The 26535-nt window shown below is 76.0% G+C and carries 26 protein-coding genes; 14 read left to right on the top strand and 12 right to left on the bottom strand.

The genetic code is table 11. The features are described 5' to 3' along the window. The first annotated feature begins 194 nt into the window (after window positions 1-194). The 5 genes from BLR12_RS10670 to BLR12_RS10650 all read left to right on the top strand — a co-directional run bounded on the left by BLR12_RS10670 (window position 195) and on the right by BLR12_RS10650 (window position 7199). Window positions 195-1409, top strand: a complete 1215-nt coding sequence (locus BLR12_RS10670; protein ID WP_091377401.1) for an MFS transporter — start codon at window positions 195-197, stop codon at window positions 1407-1409. A gap of 8 nt (window positions 1410-1417) precedes the next feature. Beyond that, window positions 1418-1822: a rhodanese-like domain-containing protein gene (locus BLR12_RS10665; RefSeq protein WP_091378454.1), complete on the top strand. Its 405-nt coding sequence runs from the start codon at window positions 1418-1420 to the stop codon at window positions 1820-1822. Further along, entirely contained in the window at window positions 1780-2526 is a 747-nt protein-coding gene (locus tag BLR12_RS10660; RefSeq protein ID WP_369803441.1) for an acVLRF1 family peptidyl-tRNA hydrolase, read from the top strand. The genes BLR12_RS10665 and BLR12_RS10660 overlap by 43 nt, the downstream gene beginning before the upstream one ends. Before the next feature lie 121 nt (window positions 2527-2647). Beyond that, window positions 2648-4660 carry a HelD family protein gene (locus BLR12_RS10655; protein WP_091377398.1) on the top strand — a complete coding sequence of 671 codons (2013 nt, stop codon included), beginning with the start codon at window positions 2648-2650 and terminating at the stop codon, window positions 4658-4660. Between the two features lie 100 nt (window positions 4661-4760). Continuing rightward, on the top strand, window positions 4761-7199 hold the full coding sequence (locus BLR12_RS10650) for a transglycosylase domain-containing protein (RefSeq protein ID WP_091377396.1): 2439 nt from the start codon (window positions 4761-4763) through the stop codon (window positions 7197-7199). Here BLR12_RS10650 and BLR12_RS10645 read toward each other — a convergent pair. The 4 genes from BLR12_RS10645 to BLR12_RS10630 all read right to left on the bottom strand — a co-directional run bounded on the left by BLR12_RS10645 (window position 7145) and on the right by BLR12_RS10630 (window position 10671). Continuing rightward, window positions 7145-8032, bottom strand: a complete 888-nt coding sequence (locus BLR12_RS10645; RefSeq protein WP_255363418.1) for a YhjD/YihY/BrkB family envelope integrity protein — start codon at window positions 8030-8032, stop codon at window positions 7145-7147. The genes BLR12_RS10650 and BLR12_RS10645 overlap by 55 nt on opposite strands. Further along, window positions 8026-9579, bottom strand: a complete 1554-nt coding sequence (locus BLR12_RS10640) for a phytoene desaturase family protein (protein ID WP_091378446.1) — start codon at window positions 9577-9579, stop codon at window positions 8026-8028. Before BLR12_RS10640 ends, BLR12_RS10645 begins: the two co-directional genes overlap by 7 nt. Window positions 9580-9619: 40 nt before the next feature. Further along, complete coding sequence (locus BLR12_RS10635) at window positions 9620-9814, bottom strand: hypothetical protein (RefSeq protein WP_091377393.1); 195 nt, start codon at window positions 9812-9814, stop codon at window positions 9620-9622. 320 nt (window positions 9815-10134) lie between these two features. Continuing rightward, a complete protein-coding gene (locus tag BLR12_RS10630) occupies window positions 10135-10671 on the bottom strand; it encodes a hypothetical protein (RefSeq protein WP_218120621.1) in 537 nt (178 codons plus the stop codon). A 121-nt stretch (window positions 10672-10792) separates the two neighbouring features. Between BLR12_RS10630 and BLR12_RS10625 the strand changes: the two genes are divergently transcribed. Beyond that, window positions 10793-11128 carry a DUF3817 domain-containing protein gene (locus tag BLR12_RS10625; protein ID WP_091377388.1) on the top strand — a complete coding sequence of 112 codons (336 nt, stop codon included), beginning with the start codon at window positions 10793-10795 and terminating at the stop codon, window positions 11126-11128. 24 nt (window positions 11129-11152) lie between these two features. Beyond that, window positions 11153-12478, top strand: a complete 1326-nt coding sequence (locus BLR12_RS10620; RefSeq protein ID WP_091377385.1) for a serine hydrolase domain-containing protein — start codon at window positions 11153-11155, stop codon at window positions 12476-12478. Between the two features lie 85 nt (window positions 12479-12563). On the opposite strand, the gene BLR12_RS10615 is transcribed toward BLR12_RS10620, so the two are convergent. Continuing rightward, window positions 12564-13082 (bottom strand): hypothetical protein, encoded by a 519-nt coding sequence (locus BLR12_RS10615; protein WP_091377383.1) that lies wholly within the window; start codon window positions 13080-13082, stop codon window positions 12564-12566. A 98-nt stretch (window positions 13083-13180) separates the two neighbouring features. Continuing rightward, the gene (locus BLR12_RS10610) at window positions 13181-13723 is read right to left on the bottom strand and encodes a hypothetical protein (RefSeq protein ID WP_091377380.1); all 543 of its coding nucleotides are present in this window, start codon (window positions 13721-13723) and stop codon (window positions 13181-13183) included. A gap of 125 nt (window positions 13724-13848) precedes the next feature. Here BLR12_RS10610 and BLR12_RS10605 point away from each other — a divergent pair, with 125 nt between their 5' ends. Beyond that, complete coding sequence (locus BLR12_RS10605) at window positions 13849-14103, top strand: DUF3253 domain-containing protein (protein WP_091377377.1); 255 nt, start codon at window positions 13849-13851, stop codon at window positions 14101-14103. Here BLR12_RS10605 and BLR12_RS10600 read toward each other — a convergent pair. Further along, window positions 14100-14579, bottom strand: coding sequence for an Lrp/AsnC family transcriptional regulator (locus BLR12_RS10600; RefSeq protein WP_218120620.1), 480 nt, complete (start codon window positions 14577-14579; stop codon window positions 14100-14102). The two genes, BLR12_RS10605 and BLR12_RS10600, sit on opposite strands and share 4 nt — an antisense overlap. A 220-nt stretch (window positions 14580-14799) precedes the next feature. On the opposite strand from BLR12_RS10600, the gene pdhA reads away from it, so the two are divergent. The 4 genes from pdhA (at window position 14800) to BLR12_RS10580 (ending at window position 18969) form a co-directional block, all read left to right on the top strand. Continuing rightward, complete coding sequence (gene pdhA, locus BLR12_RS10595) at window positions 14800-15936, top strand: pyruvate dehydrogenase (acetyl-transferring) E1 component subunit alpha (protein WP_091377372.1); 1137 nt, start codon at window positions 14800-14802, stop codon at window positions 15934-15936. Further along, complete coding sequence (locus BLR12_RS10590) at window positions 15933-16913, top strand: alpha-ketoacid dehydrogenase subunit beta (RefSeq protein ID WP_091377369.1); 981 nt, start codon at window positions 15933-15935, stop codon at window positions 16911-16913. The genes pdhA and BLR12_RS10590 overlap by 4 nt, the downstream gene beginning before the upstream one ends. 3 nt (window positions 16914-16916) lie before the next feature. Then, on the top strand, window positions 16917-18386 hold the full coding sequence (locus tag BLR12_RS10585; protein ID WP_091377367.1) for a dihydrolipoamide acetyltransferase family protein: 1470 nt from the start codon (window positions 16917-16919) through the stop codon (window positions 18384-18386). Between the two features lie 115 nt (window positions 18387-18501). Next, window positions 18502-18969: an SRPBCC family protein gene (locus BLR12_RS10580; RefSeq protein WP_091377365.1), complete on the top strand. Its 468-nt coding sequence runs from the start codon at window positions 18502-18504 to the stop codon at window positions 18967-18969. Between the two features lie 105 nt (window positions 18970-19074). Here the strand turns inward: BLR12_RS10580 and BLR12_RS10575 are convergent, their stop codons facing one another. Genes BLR12_RS10575 through BLR12_RS10560 form a run of 4 tightly spaced genes read right to left on the bottom strand, consistent with a single transcriptional unit; the run spans window position 19075 to window position 23341 of the window. Then, the gene (locus BLR12_RS10575) at window positions 19075-19335 is read right to left on the bottom strand and encodes an HPr family phosphocarrier protein (protein WP_091377362.1); all 261 of its coding nucleotides are present in this window, start codon (window positions 19333-19335) and stop codon (window positions 19075-19077) included. A 50-nt stretch (window positions 19336-19385) separates the two neighbouring features. Continuing rightward, a complete protein-coding gene (locus BLR12_RS10570; protein ID WP_091377359.1) occupies window positions 19386-21527 on the bottom strand; it encodes a PTS fructose transporter subunit IIABC in 2142 nt (713 codons plus the stop codon). Between the two features lie 21 nt (window positions 21528-21548). After that, window positions 21549-22577 (bottom strand): 1-phosphofructokinase family hexose kinase, encoded by a 1029-nt coding sequence (locus tag BLR12_RS10565; protein WP_091377356.1) that lies wholly within the window; start codon window positions 22575-22577, stop codon window positions 21549-21551. Further along, window positions 22574-23341, bottom strand: coding sequence for a DeoR/GlpR family DNA-binding transcription regulator (locus BLR12_RS10560; protein ID WP_091377352.1), 768 nt, complete (start codon window positions 23339-23341; stop codon window positions 22574-22576). The genes BLR12_RS10565 and BLR12_RS10560 overlap by 4 nt, the downstream gene beginning before the upstream one ends. Before the next feature lie 162 nt (window positions 23342-23503). On the opposite strand from BLR12_RS10560, the gene BLR12_RS10555 reads away from it, so the two are divergent. Both BLR12_RS10555 and BLR12_RS25200 read left to right on the top strand, forming a co-directional pair. Beyond that, window positions 23504-25216: a phosphoenolpyruvate--protein phosphotransferase gene (locus BLR12_RS10555; RefSeq protein ID WP_091377349.1), complete on the top strand. Its 1713-nt coding sequence runs from the start codon at window positions 23504-23506 to the stop codon at window positions 25214-25216. Window positions 25217-25351: 135 nt separating this feature from the next. Further along, the gene (locus BLR12_RS25200; protein WP_255363417.1) at window positions 25352-25486 is read left to right on the top strand and encodes a hypothetical protein; all 135 of its coding nucleotides are present in this window, start codon (window positions 25352-25354) and stop codon (window positions 25484-25486) included. Window positions 25487-25999: 513 nt separating this feature from the next. Here BLR12_RS25200 and BLR12_RS10550 read toward each other — a convergent pair. Continuing rightward, entirely contained in the window at window positions 26000-26503 is a 504-nt protein-coding gene (locus tag BLR12_RS10550) for a DUF4396 domain-containing protein (protein ID WP_091377347.1), read from the bottom strand. Window positions 26504-26535 lie beyond the last annotated feature (32 nt).

The following is a 26535-nucleotide window of genomic DNA, read 5'->3' as shown; positions in this document are numbered from 1 at the left end:
GCTGCGCCGGCACCCGAGCCGGCGCCGACAGGGCCCCGCACCGGTCAACGGCGACCGGCGCGGGGCCCTGTGCCGTCTGCAGGTGACGGTCCCGGGACGGGTCCGCCCGTCACCGGGCCCCGGCCGCGACCGTCGGTTAGCGTGGGTCGTCGTACCGGAGTCAGCCCTCACCTGAGACGACAGGTCCCCTCCCCGTGCTCAATCCGTATCTGCACGTGCTCCGTACGCCGCACGCGCTGCCGATGGTGCTGGCCGCGTTCGTCGGCCGGTTGCCGCTGTCGATGGTCGGTCTCGGCTCGGTCCTGCTGATCGCGTCCGAGACCGGCAGCTACGGGCTGGGCGGGGCGGTCGCCGCGACCGGGGCCGTGACGACGGCGATCTCCGGGCCGCTGCTCGGGCGCTGGGCGGACACCCACGGCCAGCGCCGCACGCTGCTGCCGGTGCTGGTCGTCTTCGTCGCCGCGGGCTGCGTCTTCCTGCCCGCGGTGAAGGAGGACTGGCCGCGCTGGATCCTCTTCGCCTCGGCCGGGCTGGCCGGGGCCTGCATCCCCCCGGTCGCCTCGATGATCCGGGTGCGCTGGACGCACCTGCTGCGCGGCACGCACCGGCTGCCGACGGCGCTGGCGATGGAGTCGGTGGTCGACGAGTTCGTCTTCATCGTCGGCCCGGTGCTGGTCACCTTCCTCTCCACGACCGGGCACGCCACCTCCGGCGTCGTCACCGCGTTCGTGTTCGCCGTCGTCGGCAGCCTGCTGTTCGCCGCCCAGACCCGCACCGAGCCGCCACCCCACGGGCACGCCGCCCGCTCGGGCCCCTCGGCGATCCGCACCCCCGGCATCCGGGTGCTGTTCGTCGTGGGCGCCGCCATCGGCACCGTCCTCGGCACCCTGGAGATCGCGCTCGTCGCCTTCGCCGACGAGCGGGATGCGATGGCGCTGTCCGGCGTCCTCATCGCCGCGCTCGCCCTCGGGTCGATGGCCAGCGGCATCGGCTGGGGCAGCGTGCACTGGCGCCACCCGCTGCGGCACCGGCTGACCGTCGCCCTCGCGGTGCTCACCGTGCTGAGCCTGCCGCTGACCCTGGTGCAGGGCGTCTGGCTGATGGTCCCGTTCGTCGTGGTGGCGGGGCTGGCCGTCTCGCCGTCCCTCATCAGCTCCTTCACGCTGGCCGAGGTGCTGGTGCCGCGGTCGGCGACCACCGAGGCGTTCACCTGGATCGGCACCTCGCTGGGCCTGGGGGTGGCGCTGGGCTCCTCGGCCGCGGGCAAGCTGGTCGACACCAGCGGGGCCAGCAGCGCCTTCCTGGTGGCCACCGTCGCCGCCGCGGTGGCCGCCGTCGTCGTCGCCACCAACCAGCGGCTGCTGCACGTGCCCGCCGAGCACGCCGCCGAGCCGGCCATGGCCCGGTGACCGGGCCCGTGGACACCCCAGCCACCCCGCGGTCCATCGACGCGGTGCTCGCCGACGCGCGCGGCCGGATCGACCGCCTGGAGCCGGCCGAGGCCGCGGCGCGGATGGCGGCCGGCGCCCTGCTCGTCGACACCCGCCCGGTCGCCCAGCGCGAGGCCGACGGCGAGGTGCCCGGCGCCCTGCTCGTGGAGCGCAACGTCCTCGAGTGGCGGCTGGACCCGGCCAGCGACGCCCGGTTGCCCCAGGCCACCGACCACGACGTCGAGGTGATCGTGCTCTGCAACGAGGGCTACGCCTCCAGCCTGGCCGCCGACTCGCTGCGCGGGCTGGGCCTGCACCGCGCCACCGACGTCGTCGGCGGCTACCGGGCCTGGGCAGCGGCCGGGCTGCCCACCACCCGGGACAGCGCCTGACCCGTCCCCGGCCCGCCGCCGGCGGCGGCCGGCAGCTGCGCGTCCCGCCCGAGCGCCTGGGCCGCTGGCTGGACGGCGTCGCCGCACGGCACGGCACCTTCGACACCGTCGAGCCGGTGGACGGGGCCGTCCGGGTGGTCTGCGCGGACACCACCGAGGTCCTCCTGCGGGCGCCGTTCGACTGGCGGCCGGGGCCGGCTGCACAGTCCCCACCCACCCCGCCGGTGCTGTCCTCGTTCAGCGCGGCGGTCCGGGTGCCGCACCGGGCGGCGGTCCTGCTGGTGCGCCGCGGACGGTGGGCGGTCGGCGTCTTCGACGGCGCCGAGCTGGTGGTCTCCAAGGTCGACGCGCGCCAGGTCCAGGGTCGGACCGCGGCCGGCGGCTGGTCGCAGCAGCGTTTCGCCCGGCGCCGCGCCAACCAGACCGACGCGGTGGTGGGCGCCGCCGTCGAGACCGCCGTCCGGGTGCTGCTGCCGCACGCCGGTGAGGTGGAGGCGCTGTTCACCGGCGGGGACCGCGGCCTGGTGGACGACGTCCTGGCCGACCCGCGGCTGCGTGCGCTGGCCGCGCTGCGCCGCGGGCCGGCGCTGGAGGTCGGGGACCCCACGAAGGCGGTGCTGCTGGAGACCCCGTCGCAGTTCCGCGCGGTCGACGTGCACATCGTCGAACCGGGGGACCGGGCCACCCCGTCCCCGCGATCATGACGTCGCGGTGGCGACGCGCCGGCGTCCACCCGCGGGCCGTTCCCGCAACTCCGTGATCGCCGGGGCGGCCCGCCGGAAGCCGGTCGACGGAGCGCGCCCTGCCGCGTAACGTCCTCCGACCGTGTCCTCCGCATCGAGCGAGACGACCACCGCCCCCGATCCCGTCCTCACCGCCGAGCGCGCCCACCTGGCGCGCGCGGCCGACTGCCTGACCGCCATGCGCGCGGCCACCTCCGCCGTGGCCGACGCCGGTGTCGACGCCTGGGCCTCCGAGCGCCTGGGCGCCGCGCGCGCCGAGCGGCTGCGGGCCCTGGCCGCCGACCCCGGCGTGCCGCCCTTCTTCGGGCGCACCGACACCGGCACCGAGACCTTCCACATCGGCCGCCGGCACGTGCGCGACGCCGACGGCACCCCGGTCGTCATCGACTGGCGGGCGCCGATGAGCCGGCCGTTCTACCGGGCCAGCGCCGCCGACCCGCAGGGTCTGGTGCGCCGTCGCCGCTTCGGCTTCGCCGGCGGCGAGCTCACCGGCTACGAGGACGAGCTGCTGGGGGAGGGGGAGGTCGGCGACGGCCGGCTGCTGCGGGAGGAGATCGAGCGGCCGCGCAGCGGCCCCATGCGCGACATCGTGGCCACCATCCAGCCCGAGCAGGACGCGATCGTGCGGGCGCCGCTGGCCGAGTCGATCTGCGTGCAGGGCGCCCCGGGCACCGGCAAGACCGCCGTCGGCCTGCACCGGGCGGCCTACCTGCTCTACACGCACGGCGGGCAGCTGGCGCGCACCGGCGTCCTCGTCGTCGGGCCCAACCGCGCGTTCCTGCGCTACATCGAGCAGGTGCTGCCCACCCTGGGTGAGGTCGACGTCGGCCAGACCACGGTCGCCGAGCTGACCGCGCGGGTGCCGGTCCGCGGCAGCGACCCCGCGGCGGTCGCCGTCCTCAAGGGCGACGCCCGCATGGCCGAGGTGCTGCACCGCGCGCTGTGGGGCTCGATCGCCAAGCCGGCCGAGGACGTGCAGGTGCCGCTGAGCGGGCGCCGCCGCCGGGTGCCGGTCGAGCGGCTCAAGCGGTACGTCGACGACCTGCGCCGCCGCGGGCGCAGCGGTGAGGACCAGCAGGTGCTGCACCACGCCGCCGGTCGCGAGCGGCTGGCGATGCTGCTGGCCGAGGACGCGCGCCGGCAGGCCGAGGAGGCCGGCGGCAGCCCGACGGACGCCGAGACGCGGCGGGCCGCCCGCAGCGCCGAGGTCCGCGCGTTCTGCGACGCGGTCTGGCCCGCCCGGGACGCCGCGGAGCTGGTGCACGCCGTGCTGACCGACCCCGCCGTCCTGGCGCGGGCGGCCCGCGGCGTGCTGGACGACGGCGAGCAGGCGCTGCTGCTGCGCCCGGCCGGCCCGCTCCGCCGCGCGCCGTGGACCGAGGCCGACGCGGTGCTCGTCGACGAGGTCGCCGGGCTGGTGGAGCGCACCCCCGGCCACGGGCACGTGGTCGTCGACGAGGCGCAGGACCTCTCGCCCATGCAGTGCCGCGCGGTGGCCCGCCGGCTGGCCGCCGGGTCGCTCACCGTGCTCGGCGACCTGGCCCAGGCCACCAGCCCGTGGTCGGCGGCCGACTGGAGCCGGACGCTGGCGGGCCTGGGCCGGCCGGACACCGCCGTCCGCCCGCTGACCCGCGGCTACCGCGTGCCCGGCGAGGTGCTCGAGTACGCCAACCGGCTGCTGCCGGCCATCGCCCCCGGGCTGCCGGCCGCCACGGCGGTGCGCCGCGGCGCCGGCTCGCTGCGCATCCGGTCCGACGGGCCGCTGCCCGAGGTGGTGCGCGAGCTCGCCGGCGCGCCCGGCTCGATCGGGGTGGTGTGCGCCGACGCGGCCGTCGAGGAGGTCGCCGGGGCGCTGGTCGCCGCCGGGCTGCCGGCGGCCGTGCTCGACGAGGACGGCGACGCGGGCCGGCTGGCCGTCGTCCCGGCGTCACTGGCCAAGGGGCTGGAGTTCGACGCGGTCGTCGTCGTGGACCCCGCGGCGATCGTCGCCGCCGAGCCGCGCGGCCTGCACCGGCTGTACGTCGTCCTCACCCGGGCGGTCAGCACCCTGGTCGTGCTGCACGCCGGCGACCTGCCGGAGCTGCTCGCTGCGTGACAGGTGTGTCGTGCGGGGGCCAGGATGGCCGGCGGCACGGCGCGCATCGTTGTGGACGACGCCGATTCCTGTTCGAGTGGCACTCCACGGAAGGGGGCCCATGGACCTGCGCACGGACGCACGGGCCAGGACGCTGCTCAAGCTCGCCGCCACGGTCGTCGTGGCCGGAGCCCTCGTCGCGGGGCTCCTGCTCCCGTGGGTCGGCGGCCCCGCGGTGGCCGCGCAGCAGTCGACCGGCCTCCTGGGCGACCTCCCCACCGAGTTCACCGTCGACACCCCGCCCGGGAACACCGTGCTGCTCGCGGCCAACGGTGAGGTCATCACCTCCTTCTACGAGGAGAACCGCGCGCCGGTGACCGGCGACCGCATCGCCGAGGTCATGAAGCAGGCGATGGTCGCCATCGAGGACTCCCGCTTCTACGCCCACCACGGCCTCGACGTGGAGGGGACGACGCGGGCGCTGGTGCGCAACATCGCCGCCGGCGAGGTGGCCGAGGGCGGGTCGACGCTCACCCAGCAGCTGGTCAAGCAGACGCTGCTGCAGACCGCCGACACCCCCGAGGAGCGCAGCGCGGCCACCGAGCAGACCCTGGGCCGCAAGGTGCGCGAGGCCCGGCTGGCGCTGGCCCTGGAGGACACCTACTCCAAGGACGAGCTGCTCACCCGCTACCTCAACGTCGTCTACTTCGGGCAGAACGCCTACGGCGTGCAGCCGGCCGCGCAGGCCTTCTTCGGCGTCGACGCCGCCGACCTCACCCTCCCGCAGGCCGCCCTGCTGGCCGGCCTCGCGCAGAGCCCGACCGACGACGACCCGTTCACCAACCCCGAGGCGGCCACCCAGCGGCGCAACGAGGTCCTCTCCCGGATGGCCGAGCAGGAGCTGGTCGACCCGGCCGAGGCCACCGCGGCCCAGGCCACCCCGCTGGGCCTCGCGCCCGCCCCCGCTCCGCGCCGCGGCTGCGCCGAGGCCAGCGTCGGCCCGTTCGTCTGCGACTTCGTGCAGCGCCACCTCATCCAGGAGCTCGGGCTCACCCAGGAGCAGCTGGACAACGACGGTCTCATCGTCCAGACCACCCTGGACGCCGACCTGCAGCGGGCCGGGGACGCCGCGGTGCTCGAGACGCTGGCCGTGGACGACTCGCTGGCCGGCATGTTCACCGCCGTCGAGCCGGGCACCGGCCACCTGCTGGCGATGAGCGTCAACCGGGTCTTCGGCTACGACCAGGACGACCCGACCCAAGAGTCGTTCAACCTCAACCTCGCCGCCAGCAAGGGCTCGGGCTCGACCTACAAGGTCTTCACGGCCGCGGCCGCGCTGGCGAAGGGCTACTCCAGCTCCTACACGCTGACGACCTCCGACCCCTACGTGTCGCGCGTCTACCGGGACGGCGCCGGGCGCTACGACGTGGAGAACGCCGGTAGCTACCGCTCGACGCTGGACCTCACCACCGCGCTCTACCAGTCCTCCAACACCTACTTCCTCGCCCTCGAGGACGCCCTCGGCAGCGTCGAGGAGCCGGTGCGGATGGCCGAGCGGATGGGGTTGTTCCAGTTCAGCGACCCCGCCCTGCCGCAGCAGATCATCGACGAGAACCGCGGGTCGTTCACCTTCGGCGCCGAGGCCACCAGCCCGCTCGCCCTGGCCAGCGCCTACTCGACGCTGGCGGCCAGCGGCACCCAGTGCGACGTCGTCCCGGTGACCGCGGTGCTCGACCGGCACGGCGAGCCGGCGGTCGACGCGGACGGCGAGCCGCTGGCCGTCGGCGACCGCTGCACCGCCGAGGCCGTCGCCCCAGGGGTGGCCAACACGCTCAACCAGATGCTGCGCAAGGACGTCGAGCCCGGTTTCTCCGGCGCCACCGGCACCCGGGCGTACGTGCCGGGCCACCAGATCGCCGGCAAGACCGGGACGGCGCAGGACAACGACTCGATCGCCTTCGTGGGGTACACCCGGGAGATCGCGGCGAGCGTCATGGTGCTCAACCCCAAGCGCAAGGAGAACGTCGGCGGCTTCGGTGGCGGCAAGGCCGCGACCGTGTGGCACGACGCGATGGCGCCGGTCCTGGAGGCCCGGGGCAGCGGTGAGTTCCCGCCGGCCGACGAGACCGTGGAGGTGGGCAACACCCGCCCGGTCCCGGGCTGCACGTCGGTGCGGGCCTGCGCGGACGCGCTGGCCGAGGCCGGCTTCACCTCGCAGACCGTGCGGGTGGACAGCGCCCGGCGCGAGGGCGCGCTGCTGGGCACCAGCCCGCCGCGCGGCGGCCGCGCCGTGCCGGGCCAGATGATCTCGATCCTGGTCAGCAACGGCGAGGACTACGTCGCGCCGCAGCCCGAGCGGGAGCGGCCGCGGGCGCCGGAACCGGAGCCCCGGTCCGAGCCGGAGACCCGGCCCGAGCCGGAGACCCCGGAGCCGCCTGCCGAGGCCCCGGCGCCTGATCCGGAGCCCGTCCCCGAGGAGCAGGGACCACCCCAGCCGGAGGAGGTTCAGGAAGGTCGGGCCCCGGACGGGTGGGGCCCGGACGGGCGGACCGAGGACTGAGCGCCCTGCCGGAGCCGGTCGTCCAGTGACTGGGTCAGCAGCCAGCCCCCGATCACGACCAGGTGCAGCAGGAACAGCCAGAGGCTGATCGCCACGACCGCACCGACCACCGTCAGCCCGCCGAACGGCGCGCCCAGGGCCAGCGGCAGGGCCAGGAAGATCACGAAGCCCTGCAGGAAGCCCGACAGGCAGGCGGCGGTGAACAGCACGCCGGAGACCAGGGCGGGCCAGCGCAGGTGCCCGGCCGCGACCACGCCGAAGCCCCAGAGCAGCGGCACGGTGAGCGCGAACAGCACCGAGTAGTAGCCGACGGCGAGCGAGCCGAGCCGGCTGCCCTGCTCGGTGAGCTCCACCATCGCCGAGGCCGCCAGCAGCAGCGGGTACACCAGCAGCGGCGTGGCCAGCACCAGCGGCAGCGCCAGCAGCCGGCCGCGCCAGCCGGTCAGCCGGTCCTGCCGGGGGGTGAACCGCAGCAGCGCCCGGCGCAGCCCCTCGCCGTAGAACGACATCGGGATCAGCGCCAGCAGGAGGCCGAGCAGGTCGAGCCCGGTCCCCGCCTCGGCCAGCGTCCGCAGCGCCCCCGGGGCGCCCAGCTCCGGCGGCAGCAGCTGGGCCAGCCGGTCGCTGAGCCCGCGCACCCGCTCGGCCGAGGTGAGCAGCGCGGTCAGCGAGAAGGCGACGAGCAGCAGCGGCACCACCGCGATGCCGGCGTAGAAGGTCAGCCCGGCGGCGATCAGCGCGACGTCCCGCCCGTGCAGCCGCTCGGCCGCCCCGCGCAGCAGCGTCCGCGTCTCGGCGCGCAGCCGGCGCGCCGTCCAGGCCCGTCTCAGCACGGGTCCAGCAGCGCACGGGCCGCGGCGTGGCCGCCCAGCCCGCTGACCGCCCCGCCGCGCACCGTGCCGCCCGAGGAGGCGGCGACCACCCGCGGGTGCGCCGTCGCGACGCCCCAGGTGCCGGCCTGCTCCGGGGTCGCGGCGACCGGCCAGGACAGGTCGCCGTGGAAGATGTGGCCGCCGGGCATGGCCAGCGACGCCTCGACGTCCAGCGGCGAGGCCGCCTGCAGGCACGGACGGCCGTCGGCGTCGCGGGCCAGGCAGTCCAGCAGCGGCTCCGCGAGGTGCGCGTCGAGCTGGGCGACCACCCGGCGCACCGCCTCCTCGCGCGTGCCCTCGGGGTCGTCGCGGAACAGCGCGGCCGGCGTGTGCAGGCCGAAGAGGGTCAGCGTGTGCCAGCCCGCGGCGCGCTCGGCCGCCCCGAGCACCGACGGGTCGGCCAGCGAGTGGCAGTAGACCTCGAACGGGACGACGTCGGGCAGCCGCCCGGCCGCGGCCTGGGCGTACGCGGCGTCGACCTGGGAGGCGGCCTCGTCGACGTGGCAGGTGCCGGCGAAGGCCACCGCCGGGTCCACGCCGGAGCGCAGCCGGGGGAGCCGCGCCAGCACCATGTTGACCTTGAGCTGTGCGCCGTCCGCGCCGGGCTCCGGTGCCGCACCGAGGAGCCGGTCGAGCACCGCGGGCGCGGCACCGCCGACCACCCAGCCGGCGTCCACCGCCCGCTCGGTGCCGTCGTCGTCGGTCCAGTGCACGGTGACCCCGTCGTCCCGGGGCTCGAGCGCGGTCACCTCGGCCCGGGTGACCAGCTCGGCGCCCGCGCCGCGCGCCGCGGCGGCCATCGCGCCGGTCACCGCCCCCATCCCGCCCACCGGGACCCGCCAGCGCCCGGTCCCGTTGCCGACCACGTGGTACAGGAAGCAGCGGCCGGCCAGCCCGTCGTCGGCGTGCACGTCGGCGAACGTGCCGATCAGCCCGTCGGTGAGGGCGACCCCGCGGACGACGTCGTGCGACAGCTCGGCGGCGACCACGTCGGCCAGCGGCCGCTCGCGCAGGTCGTGCCACAGCTGCGGGTCGCGCAGCCGCCCGGCCAGCTCGCCGGGGCTCAGCAGCGGCTCGGTGAGGGTGGGCGCGAGGTCCTCGGCCAGGCCGGCGACGCGGCCGTAGAAGCGCTGCCAGGCGGCGAACTCGGCGTCGGAGCCGGTGAGCGCCTGGAAGGAGTGGGCGGTGGCCGCGCCCTCGTCGCGCTCGACGAGCAGGCCCGGGCCGCCGGGGACGGCGGTGTACGAGGCGACCGCGCGATCGGCGAGGGTCACCTGCAGGCCGAGGTCGGCGACGATCCGGTCGGGCAGCAGGCTGACCAGGTAGGAGTAGGCCGAGAGCCGGACGTCGACGCCGGGGAACACCTGCCGGCTCACCGCGGCGCCGCCGACCTCCGGCAGCCGCTCGAGGACCAGCACCGACCACCCGGCGCGGGCGAGGTACGCCGCGGCCACCAGACCGTTGTGCCCGGCTCCCACCACCACGGCGTCGTACCTGCGCGCACCCACCGGCGGACCGTAACCGGTGCGCCGCCGCACCGTGCCCCCGTCAGCTCACGCCGTCGTCCTCCTCGTCGGTCTGCTGCTCGTTGTCCGTCTCGGCGTCCTCGCACAGCTGCTGCTCGCTCCCGCCGACCTCGGCGGCGTTGCACTCGCCCTCGCCCCGCTCCAGGTCGGTGTTGGCGCCGCAGGCGGTGAGGGCACCGATCGCAGCCAGCACGACGAGGGGTCGCTTCAGATCCATGACCGCTGCGTGCCCCGGAGCCGTACCCGTGAACCCCGCCCGCCACAGCCGCACCACCCGTCGCGACGGACCGGCCATGTCGAGGCGAACACCGACCAGATCACACGCGGGTGATTGTCACGGCCGGGTCACGCCCCTTACCGTCAGTACATCCGTCGGGGCGTTCCGTCACCAGCCTGGGTGACACCCCACGCGGTCGCCGCCGAGCCGGCGCTCTCCTCCCCGGGAGCGCGGGGCCGGGGACCCACCGCACCTGTCCTGCCGTGATCATCGGCGGGTGGTGGCCGCCGTCGGCGTGTCGGGCAGCCACTCGCCGATGATCACGGCGCGTCGACCGCCTGGAGCAGGCCCCACACGAAGCGGGCGCGGACGTCGCCGGGCAGGTGCACCTCCCACCGGGTGACCACGCCGGGGTTGACGCCGCGCGCCCCGGGCAGCCCGACGACGTCCTCCAGGGTGTGCTCCCACACCAGCAGCCGGGCGGGGGTCGCCTGCGGCACTGGCGAGCCCGGCGCGCGGACCAGGTGCTCCTGCAGCACGCCGCCGCCCGGGCCGGTGAGCACCTCCCACCACAGGTGCGGCCACAGCGGCAGCGGCCAGCGGCGCACCTCGAGGTCCAGGTCGCCGAACCGGCGGTCCTCGGTCTCCTCCGGCGGGCCGAGCACCGCCGACCGCAGCGCCAGCCCCCGCGGCGCCCGCGGCGAGTGCTGCAGCGCCTGCCAGCGGGTGTGTGCGGCGTGCGCCTCGGCGCGGGTGGCGCCCAGCCGGGGCAGCGCCTCGGCCACCAGGTCGGGACGGACGTCGGCCATCCGGCGCAGCAGCACCAGGCAGAACTCCCGCCGCGCCAGACTCCGCACGGGCCCCGACCCTGCCACGTCGCAGGGGTGCCTTCCGCGCGCGAGGCACCCCCAGGCTGGGACGCCGGGTGGCGCGGGTCACCGCGACCGGCGCGACCGGGGTGCCGCGGCGTCGGGGACCATGGGGGCCGTGAGTCCCCGCGCCGTCGCCCTCGCCTTCCGTGCCGTCGCCCTCGCCGAGGCGTGCTCCTGGGTGGGGCTGCTGTTCGGGATGTTCGTGAAGTACGTGCTGGCGACCTCCGAGCGCGGGGTGCAGATCTTCGGCCCGATCCACGGTGGGATCTTCGTCGCCTACGTGCTGGTCGCCCTGGTGGCCGCCCGGGTGCTGCGCTGGAACGCCTGGACGACGCTGCTGGCCCTCGCCGCGTCGGTCCCGCCGCTGGCCACCCTCTGGTTCGACCGCTGGGCCACCCGCACCGGCCGGCTGCCGGTGCCCGAGGCGGCGCCCACCTCCTGAGCCGCGGCTCGCTAGCGTCTGGCCGTGCCCGACGTCGTCCTGCCGTCCACCGCCCGCCTGCTGCTCGCCCGCACCGCCCGGGTGCAGCGCGAGGGCCGGGCACCGAGCCTGGTCGCCGGGGTCGTCCGGGACGGCGGGCTGGCCTGGTCGGCCGGTCGCGGCGACGTGCCCGAGCCGCACACCGACGTCCAGTACCGGCTGGGCTCGATCAGCAAGACGGTCACCGCGGTCGCCGTGATGCGGCTGCGCGACGAGGGCCGGGTGCACCTCGACGACCCGCTCGACCGGCACGTGCCCGGCACCCCGCTGGGCGACCGCACCGTCGGCCAGCTGCTCGCCCACGTCGCCGGCGCCGCCGCGGAGAGCCCCGGCAGCTGGTGGGAGCGGGCGCCGGGCGGGACCCTCGGGGACCTGCGGCTCGGCGCGGAGCACGTCGTCCTCGGCGCGGCCCGCCGCTTCCACTACTCCAACCTCGGCTTCGGCCTGCTCGGGGAGCTGGTGGCACGGCTGCGCGGCCGGTCCTGGGAGGACGTCGTCCGCACCGAGGTGCTCGAGCCGCTCGGCATGCCCCGGACCACCCCCCGGCCGGTGGCCCCGGCCGCCGAGGGGCGCGCGGTGCACCCGTGGGCCGACGTCGTCCTGCCCGAGCCCGAGCACGACGCCGGCGTGATGGCCGCCGCCGGGCAGCTGTGGGCGACGCTGGCCGACCTCGGCCGCTTCGCCGCCTTCCTGCTCGGCGACACCGGTGACGTGCTCGCCCCCGCGACGCTGGAGGAGATGACGGTGCCCGCCGGCGTGGACTCCTCGGCGCCGGGCTGGGCGGCGTACGGCCTGGGCCTGCAGGTGCTGCGGGTCGACGGGCGCACGCTGGTCGGCCACGGCGGGTCGATGCCCGGCTTCCTCGCCGGGGTCTTCGTCGACCGGGAGGAGCGGACCGGCGCGGTCTCGCTGGCCAACACCACCGCCGGGCTCGACCCGCTGGTCCCCGGCCTGCTGGCCGACCTGCGCGCGGCCGAGCCGCGGGTCGTCGAGCCGTGGACGCCGTCCGCCCCGCCGGTGCCGTTGGAGGCGCTGGGCATCTGGTTCTGGGGCCCCGGTCCGCACGCGCTCCGGGCCCTGCCCGGTGGGCTGCTGCACCTGGGCCCGCTGCCGGGCCGCGCCGGGCGGGCCAGCCGGTTCGCCCCAGGGGACGACGGCACGTGGGTGGGCCTGGACGGCTACTACGCCGGCGAGCCGCTGCGCATCGCCGAGGACCACCTGGACGTGGGCACCTTCGTCTTCACCCGCACGCCCTACGACCCCGACGCCCCGGTGCCCGGCGGCGTCGACGAGGCCGGCTGGCGCGCCTGACGCGGGCGTCCGCTGACGGCCACGAGACCTGCGAACTCGTGGCCATCAGACGTCGATCACCACGAGTTCGTCGCACTCGGTGCGCTCAGAGGCGGTCGAAGGCGTCCATCGTCGTCTTCACCACCGCGGCGTAGGCCAGGTGCGGGACGACGTCGCTGGCCCAGTCGGTCGCCGACCAGGTGCGCGGGTCGGTGATGCCGAGGACGGTCATCGGCCCGTTGGCCGCGACCAGCACCCCCAGCGTCGTCAGGAGCGTGCCGACCAGCGGCTGCGACCGGTAGCCGGCGGCCCGCACCAGCCCGACCACGACTCCGACGCCCACGCCGGCGACCAGCCCGGTGATCGGGCCCAGGCCCTGCACCCGGTTCCACCGCGTCTCGTCGTCCCCCGGGATCTGAACGTGCGCCAGATCCGCGAGCTTCTCCACCGTCTGCTCGGGGGTGGAGCTGGTGCCGCGGCCGCGCACGACCATGTCGAGGTAGGTGACGGCGTTGAGCGCGGTGCTGCCCGCGGCACCGGCGGCAGCCCCGCGCAGCGCCCAGCCCGCCACGCTGATGCCGCGTCGTCCCTTGCCGATGGTCCCCAGCGGGGTGCGCTTCACCATGGGCCCGGGTCTACCCCCGCCGTGCGGCGCCGTACACCCAGCTCAGCGCGGCACCGGACGGCAGGGGAACTCGGCGACCAGCCGAGCGGTTCCCCGGTCTACCCGGCGGCCCGTCGCCGCAGCGCCAGCCCGCCCACCACGGCCACCGCGATGAGGACGGCGGCGCCGGCCTCCAGGACCGCGGGCGACGGCCCGCCCGGCAGCTCGGTGCCGGCCGACCCGGGCGCGGGCGTGGTGGCCCCGGTCAGCACCTGCACCTCTGCCGCGGCCTCGGCGGTCCACGGCGCGGTGCCGCCGCACAGCCCGGCGGCGAGCCGGCCGTCCTCGCGGGTGGCGAAGACGAGGAACGGTCCCTCGCCGGTGAGCTCGAGGCCGCACGAGGCGCCGGAGGCGGGGGAGACCACGCCCTGCCGGGCGGCGACCTCGCCGGCGTGGACGGTGCCGACGCGGAAGACGTGCAGGGCCGTGTCCCCGACGACCTCCCGCGACTCCAGCCGGCCGGAGAACACCGCGTCGGCGCGGAGGGCCAGCTCGGTCGGCGTCCCCCCGGTGCAGCTGCACGCCGAGGCGGGCGGGGCCAGCACCCAGCCCGCGAGCACGAGCAGCAGGGTGGCGAGCAGTGCGGGTGTCCAGCGGCGCACGGCTCCAGCATCCCCCGGCCGGTGGCGGCGCGGCGGGCAGCCGCCGACACCGCGACGCGAGTGCCGCCGGCGCGCTGGCAGGGGCCGGGTGGTGCGGCGGTCCGCGGGACCGCACGCTGGGCGGCGTGGAGGACGTCGGCGTGCGGCTGGAGCGGGCGATCGACGCGCTGCTCGACGACCGGCGGGCCGGCGCGACGATCTGCCCGTCGGAGGCCGCCCGCGCCGTCGACCCCGAGGGTTGGCGGGAGCTGATGCCCGCGGCGCGGGAGGCGGCCGGCCGGCTGGCCGCGGCCGGTCAGGTGGAGGTCACCCAGCGCGGCGAGGTGGTCGACGTCGCCACGGCGCGCGGCCCGGTGCGGGTGCGCCGCGTCGCCGGCTAGGCCTGGTCGGTCCCGGCCGCCCGGTCCAGCAGCGGCCCCATCCGGTGGTCGACCAGCCGGCGCAGCGCCAGCGCGGTGTCGGTGCGCTGCACCCCCGGGATGGCCAGCACCCGCTCGGTGATCCGCCACAGGTCGTCGGCGTCGACCGCGACCACCCGGACCAGCAGGTCGGCGACGCCCGACAGCGCGGTCACCTCCAGCACCTCGGGGATGTCCGCCAGCGCCTCGCCGACGTCGGCCAGGCCGCGCTGCACCACCTGCACGGTGACGTAGGCGCCGAGCCGGTAGCCGAGGGCCTCGGGCCGGACGCGGTGGTCGAAGGGCGCCAGCGCGCCGCTGGACTCCAGCCGCGCCAGCCGCGCCTGCACGGTGTTGCGGGCCAGCCCCAGCCGCTGCGACAGCGCCATCACCGTCGCCCGCGGGTCCTCGCCCAGGGCCCGCAGCAGGCGGGCGTCGGTGGCGTCGAGAGGGGGCACGTCGCCCAGTCTGACAGGCGCTGAGGGGCGCCGACCGGTCATCGTGCGCAGTCCGTCGTCGGGATCTTGCGCAGATCGGTGGGTGAGGTGTCTCGTCAGGGACGCCCGGGTCGTGTCACGATGGATGTGAGTGGTGCCACACCCGGGTGCCACGGGACGTCCATCCCGCCCGCGCCGCCGGTGACCCCGGCTGCGGGCGGACGACGGCGAGGAGGAGCACGTGAGCCTGTCGAGTGCGACCGAGGTGGTCGACCCGGTACCGGGGGCGGGGGCGCCGCACCTGCCTCGGCAGCCCGACCTGGTGCAGCTGCTGACGCCGGAGGGCGAGCGGGTCGAGCACCCGCAGTACGCCGTCGACCTGGACGACGCACAGCTGCGCGACCTCTACCGCGACCTGGTGCTGGTCCGCCGGTGGGACGTCGAGGCCACCGCCCTGCAGCGCCAGGGCGAGCTGGGCATCTGGGCGTCGCTGCTGGGCCAGGAGGCCGCCCAGATCGGCGCGGGCCGCGCGATGCAGCCCGACGACATGGCCTTCCCCACCTACCGCGAGCACGGCGTGGCGTGGACCCGCGGGGTGGACCCGCTGCACGTCATCAGCCTCTTCCGCGGCGTCGACAACGGCGGCTGGGACCCGGTCGCCACCGGCTTCAACCTCTACACCGTCGTCATCGGCGCCCAGTGCCTGCACGGCACCGGCTACGCCATGGGCCTGCAGCGCGACGGGGCCGAGCAGGCCGTGCTGGCCTTCCTCGGCGACGGCGCGACCAGCCAGGGCGAGGTCAACGAGGCGATGATCTGGGCGGCCAGCTTCTCCGCGCCGGTCGTCTTCTTCTGCCAGAACAACCAGTACGCGATCAGCGTGCCGCTGGAGCGGCAGTCCCGGGTGCCGCTGTACCAGCGCGCGGCCGGCTTCGGCTTCCCCGGCGTCCGGGTCGACGGCAACGACGTCCTCGCCGTCCTGGCGGTCACGCGGGCGGCCCTCGCCGCCGCCCGCGAGGGCCAGGGCCCCACCTTCATCGAGGCGTTCACCTACCGGATGGGCGCGCACACCACCTCCGACGACCCCACCCGCTACCGCCTGGCCAGCGAGCTGGAGGAGTGGAAGCTGCGCGACCCGATCGCCCGGGTCAAGGCGTACCTGTCGCGCTCCGGCGCCGCCGACGCCGACTTCTTCGCCGCCGTCGAGGCCGAGGCCGACGAGCTGGCCGGGCGGATCCGCCGGGGGACGACGGAGATGCCCGACCCGCCGGGGACGGCGATGTTCGACCGGGTCTACGCCGAGCAGACGCCGCCCCTGGCCGCGCAGCAGGCGGAGTTCGAGGCCTACCAGGCGAGCTTCGAGGGAGGCCACGAGTGAGCACCCAGACCCTCACCATCGGCAAGGCGCTCAACCTCGGCCTGCGCAGGGCGATGGAGGACGACGCCAAGGTCGTGCTCATGGGGGAGGACATCGGCCGCCTCGGCGGGGTCTTCCGGATCACCGACGGTCTGCAGAAGGACTTCGGCGAGGACCGCGTCGTCGACACCCCGCTGGCCGAGGCCGGCATCCTCGGCACCGCCGTCGGGCTGGCCATGCGCGGGTACCGGCCGGTCTGCGAGATCCAGTTCGACGGGTTCGTCTTCCCCGCCTACAACCAGATCGTCACCCAGGTGGCGAAGATCCACGCCCGCTCGCGGGGGCGGCTGCCGATGCCGATCGTCATCCGCATCCCCTTCGGCGGCGGCATCGGCGCGGTCGAGCACCACAGCGAGAGCCCCGAGGCCTACTTCGCGCACACGCCGGGCCTGAAGGTGGTGGCGGTCAGCAACCCGGTCGACGCCTACTGGGGCATCCAGCAGGCCATCGCGCACCCGGACCCGATCGTCTTCCTCGAGCCCAAGCGCCGGTACTGGGACAAGGCCGAGCTCGACCCCGACGGCACCCCCGACCCGCTGTTCGCCTCGCGGGTGGTCCGCGGCGGGGACGACGTCACCGTGCTCGCCTACGGCCCGATGGTGAAGACGGCGCTGCAGGCGGCCGAGGCCGTGGCGGAGGAGGGCCGCTCCCTCGAGGTGGTCGACCTGCGCACCCTGAGCCCGCTGGACCTGGACCCGGTGGTCGAGTCGGTGCGGCGCACCGGGCGCTGCGTCGTCGTCCACGAGGCACCGGTGACCCTGGGCCTGGGCGCGGAGATCGCCGCCCGGGTCACCGAGCAGTGCTTCCACTCCCTGGAGGCGCCGGTGCTGCGGGTGGGCGGCTACGACACGCCCTACCCGCCGTCGAAGCTCGAGGAGGAGTACCTCCCCGACCTCGACCGGGTGCTCGATGCCGTCGACCGCGCGATGGAGTTCTGACCGATGCTGCGCCAGTTCAAGCTGCCCGACGTCGGCGAGGGCCTCACCGAGGGCGAGATCCTGCAGTGGCTGGTCGCCGTCGGCGACACGGTCACGGTCAACCAGCCGCTCTGCGAGGTGGAGACGGCGAAGGCCGCCGTCGAGCTGCCCTCGCCGTACGCCGGCACGGTCACCGCGCTGCTGCACGAGGCGGGGGACACCGTCGACGTGGGCGCGCCGATCATCACCATCGACACCGGCGGGGAGGGTGCGCCCGGGCCTGCGGGGAGCGCCGCCGGCGACGGCGAGGAGGTCGCCGCCGGGCTGATCGGCGGGGCGGCTCCCGGCGGGCGGACGGCGGTGCTCGTCGGCTACGGCCCGCGGAACACCGAGGCCCGCCGCCGCCCGCGCCGCGCCGTCGCCACGGCCCCCGCGCCGCTCCCGGGCGCCGACCACTCCCGGGCGGCCGACGTCCCCGATCACCCGCCGCTGCTGGCCACCGCCCCGGACATGACCGCCAAGCCGGTCCGGCACGGCGGCCTGGAGGTGGGCCGGCAGGCCGAGGCGCACGCGGCGTCCGCCGACGCCGCGCCGTCCCGCGCGGCCGAGGTGGGACGCCGGCGGCCCCGGCCGCTGGCCAAGCCCCCGGTGCGCAAGCTGGCCAAGGACCTCGGCGTCGACCTGGCCGGGCTGACCGGCAGCGGGGACGGCGGGGTGATCACCCGGGCCGACGTGCAGCAGGCGGCCGCGGGCCCGGCGTCCGCGCCTCCTGGAGCGACCAATGTCGCGATAATGGCGGGGGAGCAGCGGATCCCGGTCAAGGGGGTGCGCAAGCACACCGCCGCGGCGATGGTGGCCAGCGCGTTCACCGCGCCGCACGTCACCGAGTTCCTCACCGTCGACGTCACCCGGATGGTGAAGCTGCGCGGCCGGCTGGCCGCGCGGCCGGAGTTCGCCGGGGTCAAGGTCAGCCCGCTGCTGTTCGTCGCCAAGGCGCTGCTGCTCGCGGCCGGCCGGCACCCGATGGTCAACAGCTCCTGGGACGAGGCGGCGCAGGAGATCGTCGTCCACGGGCAGGTCAACCTCGGCATCGCGGCGGCGACCCCCCGCGGGCTCGTCGTCCCCAACGTCAAGGACGCCGGCCGGCTGTCGCTGGCCGAGCTGGCCGGCGCGCTGACGCAGCTGACCGAGACCGCGCGGGCCGGGCGGACCGCACCCGAGGACATGATCGGCGGCACGATCACGATCACCAACGTCGGGGTGTTCGGCGTCGACACCGGGACGCCGATCCTCAACCCCGGCGAGTCGGCGATCCTGGCCTTCGGCGCGATCCGCGCGATGCCGTGGGTGCACAAGGGGAGGGTCCGGCCGCGGCAGGTGACCCAGCTGGCGCTGTCGTTCGACCACCGGGTCATCGACGGGGAGCTGGGCAGCCGATTCCTCGCCGACGTCGGCGCGCTGCTGTCCGACCCCGGGACGGCGCTGGCCTTCTGAGCCCACCGCGGAGCCGGCCGGTCGCCTGGACGGCCGGCCCCGCAACGGAGGTGTCCTGCGCGCGGACGTCGGGTAGAGCGGCTACACCCGACGAACCCGAGCAGAGGAGCCAATCGTGGCCAGCGTGCAGGAAGCCATCGACGTCGACGTCCCGATCCGGGTCGCCTACGACCAGTGGACGCAGTTCGAGTCCTTCCCGCAGTTCATGGGCGGGGTCGAGCGGATCACCCAGCTCGACGACACGCACACCCACTGGATCACCAACATCGACGGGGTCAAGCGGGAGTTCGACGCGGAGATCACCGAGCAGCACCCCGAGGAGCGGGTGGCCTGGACCAGCACCGGTGGCGACGCCAAGCACGCCGGGGTGGTCACCTTCCACCGCCTCGACGACAGCAAGACCCGCGTGATGATCCAGATCGACTGGGAGCCGCACGGCATCGTCGAGAAGGCCGGCGCGGCGCTCGGCTTCGACGACCGGCAGGTCAAGGCCGACGCCAAGCGGTTCAAGGAGTTCATCGAGGCCCGCGGCACCGAGACCGGCGCCTGGCGCGGCGACGTCCCGCGCCCCGACCAGCACTGACCTCACGCCGGCGCCCACAGCGACCCGGACACAGGACGGCGCCCGCCCCCTTCTGCAGGGGACGGGCGCCGTCGTCCGTGGGGCCCCGCTGGACGGGGCCTCCCGCTACTCGGCGTCGAGGTCCTGGGCGACCAGGCCCGCGATCTGGTCGAGGACCGCGGGGTCGTCGCTGCTCACGACGACCTCCGTCCCCTGCTTCGCGCCGAGCGTCATGATCATCAGCGGCGACCCGGCGTCCACCGGGTTGCCCCCGGCCGTGGCCAGCGTGACCGGTACCCCGGCCTTGCCGACGGCCTCGGCGATGAGGGCCGCCGGTCGGGCGTGCAGCCCGACCCGGGAACCGACGGTCACGGTCTGACTGGGCATGTGCGTTCTCCCTCGCTTCGGGGACGGGCGGTCGGCTACAGCCTGGCGGGTCAGGCGCGAGCCGGCTGGGTGACCGGGGCGGCGTTGTGGGCGTGGGCCATGTCGACGGCGTCCTCCGGGACGGCCTCGGCCTTCGGCCGGCCGATGCTCTTGGCGATGGTGACCGCGATCGCGCCGACCACCATGCCGATGGCGATCGCGAGCACGAACAGCAGGAAGTTGCTGATCGCGAAGAACACGAAGAAGCCGCCGTGCGGGGCCCGCAGCTCGATGCCGGAGGCCGCGACGATCGCGCCGGTGGTCGCGCCGCCGAGCATCATCGAGGGGATGACCCGCAGCGGGTCGGCCGCGGCGAACGGGATCGCCCCCTCGGAGATGAACGAGGCCCCCAGCAGCCAGGCCGCCTTGCCGTTGTCCCGCTCGGCCGGGGTGTAGAGCTTGGGCCGGATCGCGGTGCTCAGCGCCATCGCCAGCGGCGGCACCATGCCGGCGGCCATGACCGTGGCCATGATGACCAGCGGAGCGCCGGCGCCGGCGGCCAGGCCGGTGGTGGCGAAGACGTAGGCCGCCTTGTTCACCGGGCCGCCCAGGTCGAAGCACATCATCAGGCCGAGGATGATCCCGAGCAGGATCGCCGAGGTGCCGGTCAGGCCGTTGAGCCAGTTGCCCAGCCCGGTGAGCAGGGCGGCGAGCGGGCGGCCGAGGACGACGACCATGAGTCCGCTGGAGATGAGCGTGGCCAGCAGCGGGATGATCACGACCGGCTGCAGGCCGCGGACGCCGACCGGCAGCTTCCAGCGGCTGATCCACAGTGCGGCGAACCCGGCGATGATGCCGCCGATCAGACCACCGATGAAGCCGGCGCCCACGGTGACGGACACGGCACCGACGACGAAGCCGGGGACGATGCCGGGGCGGTCGGCGATCGCGTAGGCGATGTAGCCGGCCAGTGCCGGGACGAGGAACCCGAAGGCCGCCTGGCCCAGCACGGTGCAGACCGCGCCGAGGTAGCCCAGGAACCCGTCGTTCAGCCCCTCGGTGGGCGGGGCGGTGGGCAGGTTGAAGAAGGTGTTGTTCAGCGCCCAGTTCAGCGCGTAGCTGTTGCCATCGGCCGACGTCGGGTCGGGGTTGACGATCTGGTAGCCGCCGAACAGGAAGCCCAGGGCGATGAGCAGACCGCCCGCGGCGACGAACGGGATCATGTAGCTGACGCCGGTGAGCAGCCAGCGGCGGATCTCGGTGCCGATCCCCGGCGAGCCGGCCGCGGCCGCGGCCGGCTCGGTCGCGCCACCGGCGCCACCCGGCACCCGGCGGGCGTTCGGGTCGTCCGCGGCGGCCAGGGCCTCGCGGACCATGACGTCCGGCTCGTTGATCGCCCGCTTCGTGCCCGACTGGACCAGCGGCTTGCCGGCGAACCGGTCGCGGTCCCGGACGCCGACGTCCACGGCGAAGATGACCGCGTCGGCGTTCCGGATGACGGCCGGGTCCAGCGGGGTCGAGCCCGAGGAGCCCTGGGTCTCCACGTGCACGTCGACCCCGGCCGCCTGCCCGGCGGCGGTGAGCTTGTCCGCGGCCATGTAGGTGTGCGCGATGCCGGTCGGGCAGGCGCTGACCACGACCAGGCTGCGGCGCGCGCCGCCCGACGGGGTGCCGGCCGGCGTGGTGGACGGCGGGGTGGCACCGGCGGAGGTGGCCGTCGCCCCGGTGGTGGCGGACGCCGCGGCGGGGGCGGCGGCCGGCTCGGGGGCGACGACCTCCTGCACCAGCCGGACGACCTCGGCCTCGGAGCCGGCGGCGCGCAGCGAGGTCACGAACTCCGGCCGCACCAGCGCGCGGGCCAGCGCGGTGAGCAGGGTGAGGTGGTCGGCGTCCCCGTGGGCCGGCGCGGCGATGAGGAAGGCCAGGTCGGCCGGGCCGTCGGGGGCACCGAAGTCGACCCGGGGGCTGAGCCGGGCGAAGGCCAGCGAGGCCTCGGTCACCGCGGCCGAGCGGCAGTGCGGGATCGCGATGCCGCCGGGCAGACCGGTGGCGGCCTGCGCCTCGCGGGCGAGGGCGTCCTCGGCGAGCGCGTCGGCACTGGTGGCGCGACCGTCGCCGGCGACGAGCCCGGCGAGCCGGCGGACGACCGTGCTCTTGTCGGAACCCAGGTCGGCGTCGAGCGCCACCAGGTCAGGGGTGATGAGGTCGGGCATGGCTCACCTACTCGTGATGCGTCAGACGTCGCGGCCGGCGGCCGGGACGGTGGTGCGCGGTACAGGGGGCGGTGCGGTGGCGGTGCTGGGCAGGCCCTCGGTCCGGACGGTGGCGACCTCGACGTCGAGGGCGGCCACCTGCCCGGGCGTGGGGACGGCGGAACCCGGCAGGGAGGCGCTGGCCGCGCCGTAGGCGACCGCGCTGCGCAGCCGCTCGGCCGGCCCGCCCCCGGCGAGGTCGGCGAGCAGGTGCCCGGCCAGGCTGCAGTCGCCGGCGCCGACGGTGCTGCGGACGGCGATCCGCGGCGGGGTCGCGGCCCACACGCCCTCGCCGCAGGACAGCAGCGCGCCGTCCCCGCCGAGGGTCAGCAGCACCTCGGCCACGCCGCGCGCGTGCAGCGTGTCGACGGCGGCCAGCGCGGTGGCGCGGTTGGCGGTCAGGTGGGCCTCGGGCACGCCGGAGAGCTGGGCGAGCTCCTCGGAGTTGGGCTTCAGCAGGTCGGGCGCGGCGTCGGGGCCGGCGGCCAGCAGGGCCAGCAGGGGCGCCTCGGAGGTGTCGACGGCGACCTTCGCGCCGGTGTCGCGCAGCGCGCGCACCAGCTCGGCGTACCAGTCGACCGGGGTGCCCGGCGGCAGCGAACCCGACAGCACCACCCAGCGGGCGCCGTCGGCGTGCTCGTGCAGGGCGGCACGCAGGGCGCCGCGTGCGGCGGCGTCCAGCGGGGCGCCGGGCTCGTTGAGCTTGGTCGTGGTGCCGTCGGGCTCGGCCAGCGTGTAGTTGGTGCGCACCGGCGCGGCGACCGGCACGGTGGTCATCGGCAGGGCCAGCTCGCGCAGGGCCCGCACGATCGGGTCGTCGTCGTCCGCCGGCAGCACGGTGACGACGTCCCCGCCGGCCGCGGCGACCGCCCGGGCGACGTTGACGCCCTTGCCGCCGGGCTCGGTGGAGCTCGGCGCCAGGCGGGCGACGCCGCCGCGGGTCAGCGGGCCGGGCAGGGACAGCGTCCGGTCCAGGCTGGGGTTGGCGGTGAGGGTGACGACGCTCGTCATGCGACCACGACCTCGATCCCGGCGTCCTCGAGACGGGCGAGGTCGGCCGGCGCGGCCTCGGCGTCGGTGACCACGACGTCGACGTCGGCCGGCGTCGCGAAGCGGACCAGGTGCTCGCGGCCGAACTTGCTGCTGTCGGCGAGCACGACCACCTTCTGCCCGGCACGGATCATCGCCCGCTTCACCGAGGCCTCCGCCTCGTCGGGCGTGGTGAACCCGTGGTCGGGGGTCAGGCCGTTGGTGCCGAGGAAGGCGACGTCGGCCCGCAGGTCGGCCAGCGTGGCCACGGTCCGCTCACCGACCGCGCACTGGGTGATCCCGCGGACCCGCCCGCCCAGGACGTGCAGGTCGACGCCGGGGGCGGCGGCCAGCCGGGCCGCGAGGGGCACCGAGTGGGTGGCGACCAGCAGCCGGCGGTCACCGGGCAGCGCGTCGGCGAGGGCGGCGGTGGAGCTGCCGCCGTCGAGCAGCAGGCTGCCGTCGTTGCCGGGCAGCAGGTCGAGCGCAGCGGCGGCGATCTTGCGCTTCTGCTCGCTGCGGGTGCCGTGCCGTTCGGCGAGGGCCGTCTCGACGTAGGCGAGCGCGCCGGCGGGGACCGCGCCGCCGTGCACGCGGCGCAGCATCCCGGCGCGCTCCAGGAGGGCCAGGTCGCGGCGGACGGTCTCGGTGGTGACCCCGAACTCCTCGGCGAGAGCGGTCACCGAGACCCGGCCGCGGTCGGCGACCAGCCCGGCGATCGTCTGCTGACGCTCTTCGGCGTACACCGCACCACCTCCTCCCTGCATGCCCGGATGTGTGGGCTTTGGGTTGTGATGCTGTGGTTCTACTTCCGATGCGTTGACAAGTCAACACCTTTTCGTGACTCTGGTCATAGCCCCATGCCAGCGTCCCACCGGCCCGGACCACCCACACCGTGCGAGGTAGCCATGACCACCCACGCTCCCGGAACCGCCGACCTGCCGACCGCGGGAGGCCCGGTGGTGCTGCCCGGGACGCCCGTCGTCCCCGGGGTGGCGTGGGGTCCGGTCGTCCGCCCCTCGGGCGCGGTGGCACTGCCCACCGACGACGGCGCGGTCGTCGCCGAGGAGCAGCGCGCGGGGGAGAAGGAGCGGTTCGTCGCGGCGGCCGGCGTGGTCGCCGACCGGCTGACCGAGCGGGCCGGCGCGGCGACCGGGGTGAGCGCGGAGGTGCTCGCCACCACCGCGGGCCTGGCCCGCGACCGCGGCCTGCTCTCGGCGGTCGAGCAGCGGATCGACGGCGGCACGCCGGCCGCCGTCGCCACCGTGCAGGCGGCCCAGCAGTTCGTCGACCTGTTCACCAGCCTGGGCGGGCTCATGGCCGAGCGGGTGACCGACGTCCGCGACGTGCGCGACCGGATCGTCGCCCAGCTCACCGGGCAGGGGGAGCCCGGCGTGCCCAGCCCGCAGGAGCCCTCGGTCCTGCTGGCCGACGACCTCGCGCCGGCCGACACCGCCGGCCTGGACCCGAGGCGGATCACCGGCCTGGCCACCCGGCTGGGCGGCACCACCAGCCACACCGCGATCATCGCCCGCCAGCTCGGCCTGCCCTGCGTGGTGGCCGTCGGCGGTCTGGACGACGTCCCGGAGGGCGCGACCGTGCTGCTCGACGGCGAGCTCGGCACGGTGACCGTCGACCCGGACCCCGGGGAGGCGCGGGCCCGGGTCGAGGCCTCGCTGGCCGCCGCCGCGGCGCTGGCCGGCTACCGCGGCCCGGGCCGCACCCGCGACGGGCTCGAGGTGAAGGTGCTGGCCAACGTGCAGGACGGCGCCGGGGCCCGGGCCGCGGCCGCCGCGCACGCCGAGGGGGTCGGGCTGCTGCGCACGGAGCTGTCGTTCCTCAGCCGGGCCGAGGAGCCGTCGGTGGAGGAGCAGGCGGCGGGCTACGCCGCGGTGTTCGAGGCGTTCCCCGGCCAGCGGGTCGTCGTCCGCACGCTGGACGCCGGGTCGGACAAGCCGCTGGCCTTCGCCACCATGCCCGACGAGGAGAACCCGGCACTGGGCGTCCGCGGCCTCCGGGTCGCCCGGCGCGACCCCGGCCTGCTGGAGCGCCAGCTGGACGCGATCGCCGAGGGCGCCCGGCGGGCCGGCGCCGAGCCCTGGGTGATGGCGCCGATGGTCGCCACCGTGGCCGAGGCGGCGGACTTCGCCGCGCGCGTGCGTGCCCGCGGTCTCACCCCCGGCGTGATGATCGAGGTGCCCTCGGCGGCGCTGATGGCCGACCGGCTGCTGCGGCACGTCGACTTCCTGTCGATCGGCACCAACGACCTCTCGCAGTACACGCTGGCCGCCGACCGGCTGTCGGCCGAGCTCGCCGACCTCACCGACCCGTGGCAGCCGGCCCTGCTGGCGCTGGTGCAGGTCACCGCCGAGGCCGGTCGCCGCGCCGGCAGGTCGGTCGGCGTGTGCGGGGAGGCCGCCGCCGACCCGCTGCTGGCCTGCGTCCTGGTCGGCCTCGGGGTCACGTCGCTGTCCTGCGCCGCGTCCTCGATCGCCGGGGTCGGCGCGCGGCTGGCCGTCGTCGACACCGACGCCTGCCGGCGGGCCGCCGAGGCGGCGCTGGCGACCGACGACCCGCAGGCCGCCCGGGCCGCGGCCCGCCGGGAGCTCGGCATGGAGTGAGTGCGGCCTCACCCTCGCGGGTGAGGGATCGTCGCCGTGTCCTGAAGCTCGCCTGGCTTTCTTCGGAATATCTTTGGTAGCACCTGCATTGCTCTGGGTGCAGGCCCCCCACGTGACCGGAAGAAGGCGACACAGATGAGCAGCGTGACCTCCAGCTGGCGGCAGCGTCGGCAGGCGGCGCGGACGCGACGGGCGCTCGACCGCGCCCTCGCGCGCACCAGCAGCCCGGCGATGCGCGACGAGCTGCTGACGATGGCGAACGGCCGCTAGAGCCGTCCGCGGACGACGCACGACCCCGGCCTCCTCGGCAGGAGACCGGGGTCGTCTGCTGTCCGGCCCCGGCGACGCACGGGAACGGCCACCTCTCACAGCGGTTCTCTCGTTCGTCGAGCCGACCCCGGTGTCGGCGCTGACGGTGCTCTGCGGTCCTCGGTCGAGCCGGCACCGGGCGCGAACAGCCGGCGGACCGCCCTGAGGTCCCCCGGGACGCTCGTGCTCTGCCCACCAGGGTGGGCAGAGCACGAGCGGGCCGGACCGCACGGTGAGCGCGGGCGAGGGCGACTCGTGACGCCAGGGCCCGGGATGGGCGGCGCGGACGGCGGTCGGTGGGTGGCAGCGGCCGGACGTGGGAGGTCGGTCATCTCACCGCCGCGAGGGCACGAACCGTCGACCGATCAGCACGCCGCTGTCAGGGGCCCAGGCCGAGCCTGGTGACGTACTGGAGCGGCCCCGTCCCGGGCCCCGTCCTGAGCCTGCGAAGAGTGGGGAGGACGGGGTCCTTCCTCAGTGCAGGCCGTGGACGACGGCGTGGCCGCGACCGCGGCTGATCATCCAGCGGTTGACCGGCAGCGTCACCACGAACGCGACCGCGAGCGCCCCGGCGAGCGCGAGCCAGAACACGGCGCCGGAGATGCCGGCCTCCATGGCGCCCGGGACCGAGAGCATCACCGCGTTGTCGACGACCTCCATGACGGCGATGGAGATGGTGTCGGCCGCCAGGGCCACCCGCAGGGCGCGCCGGAAGGGCAGGCCGGCGCGCAGCACGCCCCGCATCGTCAGTGCGTAGCCGAAGACGAAGGCCAGGGCGACCGCGAGCGCGACCGTGGCCCATTCGGACAGGCCGACGGACGTGCCGATGACCATGCCGAGCACCTCGCCGATGGCGCAGCCGGTGAGGCAGTGCAGTGTCGCGCTCGCCGCCACGCCCCAGGAGGCCGGCCCGGGGCCGTGGGTCGCGCCGTGGTCCTGGTGCGGTCCCGGCGCGGGACGGTGGTCGTGCGTCGTCATGGCAGTCGCCTCCTCGCGTCGTCCGCCGGGTG

The sequence above is a fragment of the Geodermatophilus sp. DSM 45219 genome (assembly GCF_900104025.1).
Lineage (GTDB): Bacteria > Actinomycetota > Actinomycetes > Mycobacteriales > Geodermatophilaceae > Geodermatophilus.
Note: the sequence above shows the minus strand (reverse complement) of the source record. Positions and strands in the feature narration are given on the sequence as shown.